This window comes from Amycolatopsis sp. NPDC045836, from assembly GCF_056431745.1.
The window spans coordinates 1-12,779 of sequence record NZ_JBWKKF010000040.1 but is presented as its reverse complement, the minus strand read 5'-3'; the positions used below and the strand labels follow the sequence as shown (position 1 = coordinate 12,779).

Annotated in this window: 11 protein-coding genes and 1 pseudogene; 8 read left to right on the top strand and 4 right to left on the bottom strand. The window is 71.2% G+C overall.

What is annotated here, in order from left to right; genetic code table 11:
• The first annotated feature begins 100 nt into the window (after positions 1–100).
• The 3 genes from clpX (at position 101) to AC07EG_RS39060 (ending at position 2,746) form a co-directional block, all read left to right on the top strand.
• Positions 101–1,396, top strand: a complete 1,296-nt coding sequence (gene clpX / locus AC07EG_RS39070) for an ATP-dependent Clp protease ATP-binding subunit ClpX (RefSeq protein WP_113696774.1) — start codon at positions 101–103, stop codon at positions 1,394–1,396.
• Between the two features lie 104 nt (positions 1,397–1,500).
• Positions 1,501–1,728: a hypothetical protein gene (locus AC07EG_RS39065; protein ID WP_478258331.1), complete on the top strand. Its 228-nt coding sequence runs from the start codon at positions 1,501–1,503 to the stop codon at positions 1,726–1,728.
• 76 nt (positions 1,729–1,804) lie between these two features.
• A complete protein-coding gene (locus AC07EG_RS39060; protein WP_478258330.1) occupies positions 1,805–2,746 on the top strand; it encodes an anti-sigma factor RsbA family regulatory protein in 942 nt (313 codons plus the stop codon).
• Here AC07EG_RS39060 and AC07EG_RS39055 read toward each other — a convergent pair.
• Both AC07EG_RS39055 and fdhD read right to left on the bottom strand, forming a co-directional pair.
• Positions 2,709–3,578, bottom strand: a complete 870-nt coding sequence (locus AC07EG_RS39055) for an alpha/beta hydrolase (protein ID WP_478258329.1) — start codon at positions 3,576–3,578, stop codon at positions 2,709–2,711. The two genes, AC07EG_RS39060 and AC07EG_RS39055, sit on opposite strands and share 38 nt — an antisense overlap.
• Positions 3,579–3,791: 213 nt before the next feature.
• On the bottom strand, positions 3,792–4,619 hold the full coding sequence (fdhD, locus tag AC07EG_RS39050; RefSeq protein WP_478258328.1) for a formate dehydrogenase accessory sulfurtransferase FdhD: 828 nt from the start codon (positions 4,617–4,619) through the stop codon (positions 3,792–3,794).
• 96 nt (positions 4,620–4,715) lie between these two features.
• On the opposite strand from fdhD, the gene AC07EG_RS39045 reads away from it, so the two are divergent.
• From AC07EG_RS39045 to AC07EG_RS39030, 4 genes are all read left to right on the top strand, one after another.
• On the top strand, positions 4,716–6,074 hold the full coding sequence (locus tag AC07EG_RS39045) for an L-lactate MFS transporter (RefSeq protein WP_478258327.1): 1,359 nt from the start codon (positions 4,716–4,718) through the stop codon (positions 6,072–6,074).
• Complete coding sequence (locus AC07EG_RS39040) at positions 6,074–6,187, top strand: MFS transporter small subunit (RefSeq protein ID WP_478258326.1); 114 nt, start codon at positions 6,074–6,076, stop codon at positions 6,185–6,187. Before AC07EG_RS39045 ends, AC07EG_RS39040 begins: the two co-directional genes overlap by 1 nt.
• Positions 6,188–6,253: 66 nt before the next feature.
• Complete coding sequence (locus tag AC07EG_RS39035) at positions 6,254–8,791, top strand: M14 family zinc carboxypeptidase (RefSeq protein WP_478258325.1); 2,538 nt, start codon at positions 6,254–6,256, stop codon at positions 8,789–8,791.
• Entirely contained in the window at positions 8,788–9,549 is a 762-nt protein-coding gene (locus tag AC07EG_RS39030) for an SDR family NAD(P)-dependent oxidoreductase (RefSeq protein ID WP_478258324.1), read from the top strand. Before AC07EG_RS39035 ends, AC07EG_RS39030 begins: the two co-directional genes overlap by 4 nt.
• Here AC07EG_RS39030 and AC07EG_RS39025 read toward each other — a convergent pair.
• Positions 9,535–10,146, bottom strand: coding sequence for a GNAT family N-acetyltransferase (locus tag AC07EG_RS39025; protein WP_478258323.1), 612 nt, complete (start codon positions 10,144–10,146; stop codon positions 9,535–9,537). The genes AC07EG_RS39030 and AC07EG_RS39025 overlap by 15 nt on opposite strands.
• Positions 10,147–10,200: 54 nt before the next feature.
• Here AC07EG_RS39025 and AC07EG_RS39020 point away from each other — a divergent pair, with 54 nt between their 5' ends.
• Entirely contained in the window at positions 10,201–10,875 is a 675-nt protein-coding gene (locus AC07EG_RS39020) for a GOLPH3/VPS74 family protein (protein ID WP_478258322.1), read from the top strand.
• Here the strand turns inward: AC07EG_RS39020 and AC07EG_RS39015 are convergent.
• Positions 10,862–12,694 (bottom strand): annotated as a pseudogene (locus tag AC07EG_RS39015) (FdhF/YdeP family oxidoreductase); the annotation flags it as partial. The gene AC07EG_RS39020 and the pseudogene AC07EG_RS39015 overlap by 14 nt on opposite strands.
• Positions 12,695–12,779: the final 85 nt, after the last annotated feature.

Here is a 12,779-nt window from a genome sequence, read left to right as displayed (position 1 = left end):
CGGGTACCGTCAGTGGAAACGCGTCAGAGTCCCGTCGCGACGGGCAGGCTAGAGAAGTCAGGTGCACCCGAGCGCACCGGAGGGGACGAGGTCCACGGTCATGGCACGGATCGGTGACGGCGGAGACCTGCTGAAGTGTTCTTTCTGCGGGAAGAGCCAGAAACAGGTGAAGAAGCTCATTGCCGGACCCGGCGTGTACATCTGCGATGAGTGCATCGATCTCTGCAACGAGATCATCGAGGAGGAACTGGCCGAGGCGGGCGACGTCAAGCTCGACGAGCTGCCCAAGCCGGCCGAGATCCACGATTTCCTCGAGCGCTACATCATCGGCCAGGACGAGGCCAAGCGCACGCTCGCGGTAGCGGTCTACAACCACTACAAGCGCATCCAGTCGGACGACAAGACCGGGCCGAAGGACTCCAAGGACGAGCCGGTGGAGCTGGCCAAGTCCAACATCCTGATGCTCGGCCCGACCGGTTGCGGCAAGACCTACCTCGCCCAGACCCTGGCGAAGCTGCTGAACGTGCCGTTCGCCATCGCCGACGCCACCGCGCTGACCGAGGCCGGTTACGTGGGCGAGGACGTGGAGAACATCCTGCTCAAGCTGATCCAGGCGGCCGACTACGACGTCAAGCGCGCCGAGACCGGCATCATCTACATCGACGAGGTCGACAAGATCGCCCGCAAGTCGGAGAACCCCTCGATCACCAGGGACGTCTCCGGTGAGGGCGTGCAGCAGGCGCTGCTGAAGATCCTCGAGGGCACCACCGCCTCGGTGCCGCCGCAGGGCGGGCGCAAGCACCCGCACCAGGAGTTCATCCAGATCGACACGACGAACGTGCTGTTCATCGTGGCCGGCGCGTTCGCCGGGCTGGAGAAGATCATCAACGAGCGGGTCGGCAAGCGCGGCCTCGGCTTCGGCGCGGAGATCCGGACCAAGTCCGAGATCGAGAACAGCGACATCTTCTCCGACACCATGCCGGAGGACCTGATCAAGTTCGGGCTCATCCCCGAGTTCATCGGCCGTCTGCCGGTGGTGGCCAGCGTGACCAACCTGGACAAGGAGTCCCTGGTCTCGATCCTGACCACCCCGCGGAACGCGCTGATCAAGCAGTACAAGAAGCTCTTCGAGATGGACAACGTGGAGCTGGAGTTCACCAAGACGGCGCTGGAGGCCATCGCCGACCAGGCGATGCTGCGCGGCACGGGTGCCCGCGGCCTGCGCGCCATCATGGAGGAGGTGCTCCAGCCGGTGATGTACGACATCCCCAGCCGCGACGACGTGGCGAAGGTCGTGATCACCGAGCAGACCGTCCGGGAGAACGTGAACCCGACGATCGTGTCCCGCCAGCCCTCGCGCCGGCAGCGCAGTGAACGCGGGGAGAAGTCGGCCTGACCAGCCCCGAAGGACCCCGTCCGGCCGATCCGTTCGACGACCTGCCCCGGCGGCTGGTCGTCGCCGGCAGGCTCGCCCACCCGCTGAACCACCGCGTCTTCGCGGTGGTGCTGGCCCTGCTGGTGGTGCTGTGCGTGGTCGCCACCACCACCCGGCAGTCGCTGCTCACGCTGGCGCCGATCCCGCTGTACCTGCTCGGGGCCTTCGGGCTGTGGCAGGTGCGGCGCACGTCGGCGCCACCGCGGTTGCTGGGCTGGTGGGTGGTGCTGCTCACCGGAACCCTCGGCGGCTTCTGGCTGATGGGTTTCATCGCCAACGCACTGGACCGGTAGGGAACCCGCGGGCCGGGGGCTAAGCTGGGAGACCGGCGAATGACTGGCCCTCGGCGTTGGTGGAAACGTGGTCACTGTGTTCAGGCATCCGGCGCTGTTCTACCGCGACCGGGACGAGTTCCTCTCCGGCACCCTGCCGTTCGTGCTCGACGGGCTGGGCGCGGGTGAGCCGGTGGCCGCCGCGCTGCCCGGTGAGCACCTGACCTGGCTGCTCGAGGAGCTGGACGAACCGGCGAGGCAGCGGGTCGAGCTGTTCGACATGGCCGAGGTGGGCCGCAATCCCGGGCACATCATCCCCGGGGTGCTGCGGGAGTTCGCCGATCGGCACGAGGGCCCGGTGCGGGTGATCGGGGAGCCGATCTGGCCCGGCCGGACCCCGGCGGAGTACCCGGCCTGCGTCCAGCACGAAGCGCTGATCAACCTGGCCTTCACCGGCCGCGCGGTCACCGTGCTGTGCCCCTACGACGCCGGGGGGCTCGAACCGCACGTGCTGGACGAGGCGGCGTGCACCCATCCCGAGCTGATCGACCACTACGGCAGCTGGACCAGCCGGTCGTTCGCCCCGGAGCAGGTGGTCGAGCGCTACAACCAGCCGTTCGCGAAGCCGGAGGAGTTGCCCTGGGTGCTCTCGTTCGACCGGACCGGTCTCGGCGGGGTGCGCCGCTTCGCCGGGGATCGCGCGGCGGCCTACGGTCTCGGCAAGGAACGCGTGCTGGACCTGACCATGGTGGTGGGCGAGCTGTGCGCGAACAGCCTGCGCTACGGCGAGGGCTCCGGGGTGCTGCGGGTGTGGCCCGAGTCCGGTGCGGTGGTCTGCGAGGTCCGCGACGCCGGGCACATCACCGATCCGCTGGCCGGGCGCCGTCCCGCCGCGCCCAACCAGCTCGGCGGCCGGGGCCTGCTGATGGTGAACTACCTGGCCGACCTGGTCCGCCTGCACACCGGCCCGGACGGCACGCAGACCCGCGTGTACTTCCGGTTCACGCCGGACGCGGAACGTGTTTCCCCAGGAAGCTGACCACCCCGGGCACCACGCTGCGGAAGAACGCCTCGCCGTGCTTGCCGCGTGAGGTGTGGCCGACCTTCGGCCGGGCTTCGGCGATGAACCGGCGGACCCCGGTGATGAACGCGTCCTCGGTCCCGCACCAGACGCCGGTGGGAATGCCCTGGATTTCGCCGAGGTGCTTCAGCGGGTCCATCGACGCCCAGTCGGCGGCGTCGTGGAAGGCGTTGCGCTTGCTCATCTCCTCCCACGACGTGATCAGCGCGGGGGAGACGGCCGCGATGGCCGCGGGTGGCTGGCGGCGCTGGGCGCGGCGGCGGCCGTAGAGCAGCGCGCCGAAACCACCCATCGAGGTGCCCGCGCAGGCGAACGGCACCCCGTCCGGCCCGCCGAGGCCGCGTTGGGCGAGCCAGGCCGGTACCTCTTCGAGCAGCATCCGCATCGGGTCGTCACCGGGCACGTGCTCGTGCCAGTAGTTGGTCGGCCCGCCGTCGACGGCGGCGAAGCCGTAGGCGGGCACCGCGCGCCGGGCGACCTCACCGCTGAGCTGGTTGACCAGGCCACCGGGGGCCGAGCGGCGCGCCGAGCCGCCGCGGCCGTGCAGGTAGAGCGAGATGGGCAGGCCGCGGGGCGGGTTCTTCGACGGCAGCATCAGCACCAGGTCGACCTCGCGGCCGCGGGCCGCCGAGTACACCCGTTCGACCCTGGTCACGCCCAGTTCGGTGGCCGGGGTGGAGGAGGCCACGCCGAGGGCGCGCTGCAGCGCTTCGCTGAACGGCAGGACGCCGGTGGCACCCGCGGCGGCCACGCCGGCGACCCCGAGCGCGGAGCCTCCGGTCAGCAGCACCGAACGGCGGCTGAAGCGCCTCCCGCGCCGTCGCCCGCCGTCGCGCTCAACCGGCCCTCGCCCGGTTGAGCCTGCCCCGCCGTCCACTCGCCGTCCTGCCGTTCCCTGCCCCCAGCCGGGCGCCAGGACGCGAGTGCGTCATGTGCGGAGCCGACCCTCGACCTGTGCATCGTCGCAGGCGGCTTGTGCGTTTCGCACCGATTCGCGGGGATTTCAGTGACGTAGGACGCGGTCGTCGCGGGTGTAGAGGTTCATGCTCTCGCCACGCAGGAAACCGACCACGGTGATGCCCTGCTCGGCGGCCAGTTCGACGGCCAGCGAGGAGGGCGCCGAGACCGCGGCGAGCATCGGCAGCCCGGCCATCGCGGCCTTCTGCACCAGCTCGAACGACGCCCGCCCGGACACCAGCAACCCGGCGCCGGGCAGCGGTACCCGGCCTTCGAGCAGGGCCCAGCCGAGCACCTTGTCCACCGCGTTGTGCCTGCCCACGTCCTCCCGGACGACCAGCAGCTCACCGTCGGCGCCGAACAACGCCGCCGCGTGCAGCCCGCCGGTGGCGTCGAACACCTTCTGCCGGGACCGCAGCCGGTCGGGCAGCTTGGCCAGCAGGTCGCTGGACACGGCGAAGGTGCTGCCGCCCGGCGGGAAGCGGGTGCGCAGCTTGACCGCGTCGAGCGCGGCCTTGCCGCACACCCCGCAGGACGAGGTGGTGTAGAAGTTCCGCTCGACGCCGGTGTCCGGTGACGGCACGCCCTCGGCCAGCGCCAGGTCCAGCACGTTGTAGGTGTTGCGGCCCCGGTCGTCGACGCTGTCGCAGTACCGGGCGGTGCGGATGTCCTCACGGCTGCCGAGCACGCCTTCGGAGAGCAGGAAGCCGTGGGCCAGCTCCACGTCGTGACCCGGCGTGCGCATGGTGACCGCCAGCGCGCGGCCGTTCACCCGGATCTCCAGCGGCTCCTCGGCGGCCAGCGCGTCCGGCCGGGTGCGCTCGCCGCGGCTGGTCAAGCGCAGCACGGGCTTGCGCACCGTCACCCGTCCCATAACTGCCTCCCGCGTTCGGTGGAAAGTTGCTGGTGCGCCCGGAGCCGATCGGTAATAGATTGCGGCGGCTAAGTACCAGTCTAGGGAGGCTTCCCCATGGCCGTCGGCTTCCTCGACCGCTCCCGCACCGTCGCCCCGCCCGGCTGGAGCCGCTGGCTCATCCCGCCCGCCGCGTTGTCCGTGCACCTCTCGATCGGTCAAGCCTACGCGTGGAGCGTGTTCAAGCCGCCGCTGGAGACCTCGCTCGAGCTGACCGGCACGCAGAGCGCGCTGCCGTTCCAGCTGGGCATCGTGATGCTGGGGCTGTCCGCGGCCTTCGGCGGCACGCTGGTGGAGAAGAACGGCCCGCGCTGGGCGATGTTCGTCTCGATGGTCTGCTTCTCCAGCGGCTTCCTGGTCTCGGCGCTCGGGGTGGCCACCTCGCAGTACTGGCTGGTGGTGCTCGGTTACGGCGGGCTCGGCGGCATCGGGCTCGGCATCGGCTACATTTCGCCGGTGTCCACCCTGATCAAGTGGTTCCCGGACCGGCCGGGCATGGCCACCGGCATCGCCATCATGGGCTTCGGCGGCGGGGCGCTGATCGCCTCGCCGTGGTCCTCGCAGATGCTGCGCACCTTCGGCGGCGACGTGGGCGGCATCGCCACCACCTTCGCCGTGCACGGGGTGGTCTACGCGATCTTCATGACGCTGGGTGTGCTGCTGGTGCGGGTGCCCGCCGACGACTGGAAGCCCGACGGCTACCAGCCGAAGCAGGCCGCGGCCGGGCGGATGATCACCACCGCGAACGTGTCGGCGAAGAACGCGCTGAAGACGCCGCAGTTCTGGCTGCTGTGGGTGATCCTGTGCTTCAACGTGACCGCGGGCATCGGCATCCTGGAGAAGGCGCAGCCGATGATCGTGGACTTCTTCGAAGGCACCGCCACCCCGATCGCCGCCGCCTCGGCCGCCGGGTTCGTGGCGCTGCTGTCGCTGACCAACATGCTCGGGCGGTTCGTCTGGTCGTCCACTTCGGACCTGGTCGGCCGCCGCAACATCTACCGGCTCTACCTCGGCGCCGGTGCGCTGATGTACCTGGTGATCGCGTTGACCACGAACTCGTCGAAGCTGGTCTTCGTGCTCTGCGCGATGGTCATCCTGTCCTTCTACGGCGGCGGGTTCGCCACCGTGCCGGCGTACCTGAAGGACCTGTTCGGCACCTACCAGGTCGGCGCCATCCACGGCAGGCTGCTCACCGCCTGGTCGGCCGCCGGGGTGCTCGGGCCGCTGATCGTCAACGCCATCGCCGACGGGCAGAAGTCGGCTGGCAAGGACGGGCCGGCGCTGTACAGCACCTCGCTCTACATCATGATGGGCCTGCTGGTGGTCGGCTTCGCGGCCAACGAACTGGTGCGCCCGGTCAGTGCGAAGTACCACGAACCGGCCGCCGCCGCGGCGGGCGCGGGCAAGGAGGCGTGATGCAGGGCAAGCGCACCGGACTGCTGGTCTTCGCCTGGATCTGGGTCGGCCTGCCGTTCCTCTACGGCGTGGTGGAGCTGGTCCGCAAGGTCACCCAGCTCTTCGGCGGCTGACCGCCCCTTGCCAACTCCTTAGCGAGCCGAAAGACTGTCGGAACTTTCCGCTCGTGGAGGTGGCCTGTGTCGTTTTCGCGTTCCGCTCGTGCGCTGGTCCTGGCCGTGCTGACCGGTTTGGCGGTGAGCACGGTGCCGGCGCAGGCCGCGCCCGAACCACCGCCGGGGCAGTCCCACCGGGCACCCGGGTACGGCCCGGAGCGCAACGAGGTCGCCGCGGCCGACCCCGCGCCGCAGCCACGCGCGGCGGTCGCGGGGGAGAACGAGCAGCGCGGGGACCACCGGGGTTATCCGCGCCAGACCGAGCTGCGCACCTATCCGGCCGATCCGGCGGACAAGTCGATCAAGCTCGGGCTCTCGCCGTACCACGCGCTGGCGCCGAAGCTGAACGAACTGCAGCGGCGCAGCAACCGGATCTCGGTGGAGGTGGCCGGGCAGTCCGGCCTCGGCCGCGACCTGTACCTGGTCACGCTGACCGCGCCGGAGAACTCGGCGCAGAGCTGGATCCAGGAGCACTGGCGCGACAAGATCGAGAACGACCCCGGCCGCGCCGCCCGCGACGCCGCGCTGCGGGCCGGGTACAAGACGCCGGTGTGGATCAACAACAACATCCACGGCAACGAGTGGGAGGGCACCGACGGCGCGCTGCGCGTGATCGAGTACCTGGCCACCACGAACGACAAGGCCGCGCTGGAACTGCTCAAGCGCAACCGGGTCTACCTCAACCTGACCGCCAACCCGGACGGCCGGGTGGCCGGGACCAGGGCGAACGCGAGCGGGTTCGACATGAACCGCGACTTCGTCACCGCCTCGCAGCCGGAGACCAGGGCGATGCGGGAGATGGTCAAGACCAAGCAGCCGGTGATGATGCTCGACCAGCACGGTTACGTGCAGAACACGCTGATCGAGCCGACCACGCCGCCGCACGGCCAGAACTACGACTTCGACCTCTACCTCAAGCACGGCTACGAGAACGGCCTGGCGATGGAGAAGGCGGTGCAGGCGCTCGGGCACCCGGAGGCGGCGAAGCCGGAGATCCCGTTCCGCGACTACGAACCGGGCGTCTGGGACGGCTGGGCGCCGATCTACACCGCGCAGTACTCGATGTACCACGGCGCGGTGTCCTACACGATCGAAATCCCGCAGCGGGTCAACAACGACGCCTACCACCTGCCCGCCGCCGAGCTGCAGCGCCGGTCGAAGATCAACACCGACGTGGTCGAGGCGACCATCCGCACCACCATCGACTACGCCGACACCCACCGCACCGAGCTGATCGGCAACCAGATCGAGATCTTCCGCCGGGGTGCCGCCGGGGAGCCGCAGCGCCAGCTGCCGGACGGGTTCGTGCCGGGCTTCGGCCCGGAAGACCGCTACACCACGGAGTTCCCGCGTGCCTACGTGATCCCGGCCGGTGCCGGGCAGCGGTCCGCGCCCGCGGCGGCCCGCCTGGTCGACCACCTGGTGGCCAACGACGTCCGCGTGCAGCGGGCCGAAACGGCCTTCCGGCTGGCGGGCAAGGACTACCCGGCCGGGTCGTACCTGGTGGACATGCACCAGCCCAAGCGCGCGCTGGCGAACGTGATGCTGGAGACCGGCGCCGACATCTCCGGCAAGGTCGAGGTGATGTACGACATCTCCGGCTGGAGCCACCGCCTGCTCTGGGGTGCCTCGGTGGACATCTCCAAGTCGGCGGCGCCCAGCGTGCGCACCACGCCGGTGACCGCCGCCGCGCCGACCGGGGCGGTGGACGCGGCGCCGGGGCAGGACCTGGCGCTGGCCGTCACCGACGGCAAGGACGTGCTGGCGGTGAACACCCTGCTCGGCCAGGGCCGCCCGGTGCACCAGCAGGCCGACGGCTCGGTGGTGGTGCCCGCTTCGGAGCGCGTGGCCGTGCTGGAGGTGGCGGACGGCCTCGGGGTGCGGTTCACCGCGGCCCCCGCCGGTGACCGCGGGCCGCTGATGCGCAAGCCGGTGCTCGCCGCTGCCGTGGCCGCCGACGAACTGCTGGTGCTGCGGGAACTCGGTTTCGAGGTGCGGCCGGTGTCCACCCGGGTGCTCAACGACGGCTTCGACCTGAGCCGGGTGGACGCGTTGTTCGTCTCGTCCGGCTTGGTCTACACCGAGCTGAACCCGGCGGCCCGGCAACGGGTGCAGGCGTTCCTCGCCCGCGGCGGGGTGGTCACGCGTGGTGCCACCGGCGCGGAGTTCAACGAGGCGGCCGGATTGCTGCCGGTGACCGCGGTGGCCGGCCGGGAGGACGCCAACGGCGTGGTCTCGGTGACCAACGGTGCCGGGCCGATCGCCACCGGTGCGCCGGAGAACTCGTTCGTCTACTCGCCGTTGTGGTTCACCGGCCTCGGCGCGGGGGTGACCGCCGAACAGCGCTACGCCGAGCAGAACCCGCTGGCGGCGGGCCACTGGCTGCCGAACGAGGACGGCCAGGGGCCGGCCCAGGCGGCCGGTGCGGCGGCCGTGGTGTCCGGGGTGGACGAAACCGGGGCGAAGGCGGTGCTGTTCGGCACCGAACCGCTGTTCCGCGCGCACCCCAAGGGCCTGTACGCCCAGGTGGGCCGGGCGCTGTTCTGGGCGACCACCCGATGAGCCGCGGGGTGCTGGTCACCGGTGCGTCCAGCGGCATCGGCCGGGCGGTGGCCACCGCCTTCGCCGCGCTCGGCGACCGGGTGGCCGTCCACTACGGAGCGAACCGGGAATCGGCCGGGCGGACGCTGGCCGGGCTGCCGGGCTCGGGGCACGTGCTGGTGACCGGGGACCTCGCCGACCCGGTGGCCGCGCGGCGGCTCGCCGACGAGGCCGAGGAAGCGCTGGGCGGGGTCGACGTCCTGGTGAACAACGCGGGCGTGGCCACCGGTGCGGACAACGCGCACGCGGTGGCCGAAGTGTCCTATGCGGACTGGCAGGCGGCGTGGCAGCGCACCGTCGGGGTGAACGTCTTCGGCACCGCCAACCTCACCTACTGCGTCACGCGGCACATGATCGACCGGGGCGCGCCGGGACGGGTGGTCAACATCGGCTCACGCGGGGCGTACCGCGGTGAACCCGACCACCCCGCCTACGGCGCCAGCAAGGCGGCCGTGCACGCGCTCGGCCAGTCGCTGGCGGTTTCCCTGGCACCGCACGGCATCGCGGTCGCTTCGGTGGCGCCGGGGTTCACCGCCACCGAGCGGGTCGCCGACCGGCTGGACGGCTCCTCGGGTGAGCGGTTGCGCGGGCAGAGCCCGTTCGGCCGCGTTGGCGAACCGGAGGAGGTCGCCGCGGCGGTGGTCTACCTCGCCTCCGCCGAAGCGACCTGGGCCTCGGGTGCCGTGCTCGACCTGAACGGCGCTTCACACCTGCGCTGAGGTTTCCCGGGGTTCCCGCCACATCGGGTAGATCTCGGGGCCGTCCGGGAACCGGATCGGGTCACCGCTGGGCTCGAACCCGTGCCGGGAGTACAGCGCGCGGTTGCGGGTGGAACTGGCTTCCAGGTACACGGGCAGCTTCGCGGCGTCGGCCCGGTCCAGCCGGTCGCGCAGCAGCGCACCGCCGAGGCCGAACCCGCGGTGGTTCGGCAGCACGCCGATGCACGGCAGGTAGAGGTGCGCGGTGTGCTTGGGGTGCCTGGCCTCGGTCAGTTCCGCGACGAGCAGGCCGCGCCGGGCGATCTCGCGGAACGCGGGCGGCACCTCGATCCCGTCGATGGATTCGGCGTCGGTCTCCCCGGCTTCGCGGTCCAGCCACACCGAAATCGCGCCGAAGTCGGCGGCCGCCAGCACCTCACCCCGGTCCAGGCCCCGTTCGACCAGCCCGCGCAGGTGCTGCGGCAGGAGTTGCCCGCGCTGCACCGGATCCGGGATGACCCAGCTGCTCACCACCTCGTCGGAGAAGGCGGCCCCCAGCGCCTCGGCGGCCCGGTCCAGTTCCCCCGGCTGCACCCGGTGCACGATCGTCTGCGTCATACCGGCACAACGCGGAACCGGCGTGAGAGGTGCCCGGTGGTTAGGGTGGGGCGCATGCTCATCGCGGAAGACCTGGTGCTGCTCGTGTTCGACGACGAGACCGGCAAGCCGGACAGCACGGTGACCAACCTGCCGTACGCGCTGGCCGGTGCCCTGCTCATCGAACTCGGCATGCGGAACCGGATCGGGGTCGGCGAAGACGGCAAGGGGCGCTTGGCCCTGCTGGACCGCACGCCGACCGGGCAGCCGGTGCTGGACGCCGCACTGGAGAAGCTGGAGAAGTACGACGGCCGCAAGCCCAAGGACGTGATCGCGCCGCTGTCCGGCCAGAAGCTGACCGAACGGCTGCTCGACGGGCTCGCCGAGCGCGGGGTGCTGCGCCGGGAAGCGGGCAAGGTGCTCGGGCTGTTCCCGGTGACCCGCTGGCCCGCCGAGGATGCCGCACACGAACAGCGCCTGCGCGAGACGTTGACCGGCGTGCTGGCCGGCGGGCGGGACCCGGACGAGCGCACCGCCGCGCTGATCGCCGTGCTCGCCGCCATCAAGGCCGCGAGCAAGGTGCTCGGCCTGCCCGAGCGCGCCGGCCGCAAGGCCGCCGACCGGCGCGCCAAGGAGATCGCCGAGGGCAACTGGGGCTCGGCGGCCACCCGCAAGGCGGTCGGGGAACTGACCGCGGCCGTGATGACCGCGGTGATGATCCCGGCGATCGTGACGACTACCGCGAGCTGACCGGCTCCAGCCGCACCACGATCGACTTCGACACCGGGGTGTTCGACTCGTCGGCCACGGAATCCAGCGGCACCAGTGCGTTCGCCTCGGGGAAGTACGCGGCGGCGCAGCCGCGCGCGGTCGGATAGGCCACCACGCGGAAGCCGGGGGCCCGGCGCTCGGTGTCCGCCCACTCCGAAACGAGGTCGACCAGCGAACCGTCGGCCACCCCGAGTTCGGTCAGGTCGCCGGGGTTGACGAAGACCACGCGACGGCCGTCCTCCACCCCGCGGTAGCGGTCGGACAGGCCGTAGATGGTGGTGTTGTACTGGTCGTGGCTGCGCAGGGTCTGCAGCAGCAGCCTGCCTTCGGGCACCTCGGGACAGGTCAGCTCGCTGGCGGTGAAGTTGGCCTTGCCGTTGCGCGTGCCGTTGAACTCCCTGGCGTCGCGCGGGGCGTGCGGCAGCACGAAACCGTCCGGCTGGCGCACCCGCCTGTTGTACTCGTGGCAGCCGGGCACCACGTTCGCGATGTGGTCGCGGATGCGGTCGTAGTCGGCCACGAACTCCAGCCACGGCACCGGGTGGCCGTCGCCGAGCAGGGTGTGCGCCAGGCGGCAGATGATGGCCACTTCGGACAGCAGGTGCTCGCTCGCCGGGGCCAGCCTGCCCCGCGAGGTGTGCACCGCCGACATCGAGTCCTCGACGGTCACCAGCTGCTCACCGCTCGCCTGCAGGTCGCGTTCGGTGCGGCCCAGCGTCGGCAGGATCAGCGCGGTCCGGCCGTGCACCACGTGCGAGCGGTTGAGCTTGGTGGAGACCTGCACGGTCAGCTCGCACGAGCGCAGCGCCCGTTCGGTCAGCTCCGTGTCCGGGGTCGCGGCGGCGAAGTTGCCGCCCACGCCGAAGAACACCTTCGCCCGGCCGTCGCGCATCGCGCGGATCGAGTCCACCGTGTCCCAGCCGTGCGCACGCGGCACCTCGATGCCGAACTCGGCTTCCAGCCGGGCGAGGAAGGTCTCCGGCATCTTCTCCCAGATGCCCATGGTGCGATCGCCCTGGACGTTCGAGTGCCCGCGCACCGGGCACAACCCGGCACCCGGCTTGCCGATCATGCCGCGCAGCAGCGCGACGTTGGCGATCTCCTTGATCGTCGGCACCGCGTGCTTGTGCTGGGTCAGGCCCATCGCCCAGCAGTAGACCGTCCGCTCGGACTCGGCGATCATCCTGGCGATCTTCACGATCTGCTCGCGCGGCAGCCCGGTGGCCCGGTCGACCCGGTGCCAGTTCAGCTCGCGGACGCGGTCGGCGTAGGCGGTGAAGCCCTCGGTCAGCGAGGCGATGAAGCCGTGGTCGAGCACGGTGCCCGGCGCGGCCTGCTCCCAGGCCAGCAGCAGGTGCCCGATGGCCTGGAAGAAGGCGAGGTCACCGCCGAGCCGGATCTGCGCGAACTCGTCGGCCAGCTGGCTGCCCCGGCCCACCAGCCCGCGCACGTTCTGCGGGTTCTTGAACCGCATCAGCCCGGCCTCGGGCAGCGGGTTCACCGCGATCACCTTCGCCCCGCGGGACTTGGCCTCCTCCAGCGCGGAGAGCATGCGCGGGTGGTTGGTGCCCGGGTTCTGGCCGACCACCACGATCAGGTCGGACTTGTGGATGTCGGCCAGGCTCACCGAGCCCTTGCCGATGCCGGTGGTGGCCGACAGCGCCGCACCGGACGACTCGTGGCACATGTTCGAGCAGTCCGGCAGGTTGTTCGTGCCGAACGAGCGCACCAGCAGCTGGTAGGCGAAGGCGGCCTCGTTGCTGGTGCGGCCGGAGGTGTAGAAGACGGCCTCGTGGGGGGTGGGGGGTCCCCCCCCCCCCCCCCCCCCCCCCCCCCCCCCCCCCCCCCCCCCCCCCCCCCCCTCCCTCCTCTCCCCCTCCCCC

Bases quoted from the DNA above. Each gene is read 5' to 3' on its own strand.
- fdhD (WP_478258328.1), bottom strand. From the start codon at position 4,619: ATGGGACGGGTGACGGTGCGCAAGCCCGTGCTGCGCTTGACCAGCCGC.
- AC07EG_RS39025 (WP_478258323.1), bottom strand. From the start codon at position 10,146: ATGACGCAGACGATCGTGCACCGGGTGCAGCCGGGGGAACTGGACCGG.
- AC07EG_RS39030 (WP_478258324.1), top strand. From the start codon at position 8,788: ATGAGCCGCGGGGTGCTGGTCACCGGTGCGTCCAGCGGCATCGGCCGG.
- AC07EG_RS39040 (WP_478258326.1), top strand. From the start codon at position 6,074: ATGCAGGGCAAGCGCACCGGACTGCTGGTCTTCGCCTGGATCTGGGTC.
- AC07EG_RS39045 (WP_478258327.1), top strand. From the start codon at position 4,716: ATGGCCGTCGGCTTCCTCGACCGCTCCCGCACCGTCGCCCCGCCCGGC.
- AC07EG_RS39020 (WP_478258322.1), top strand. From the start codon at position 10,201: ATGCTCATCGCGGAAGACCTGGTGCTGCTCGTGTTCGACGACGAGACC.
- clpX (WP_113696774.1), top strand. From the start codon at position 101: ATGGCACGGATCGGTGACGGCGGAGACCTGCTGAAGTGTTCTTTCTGC.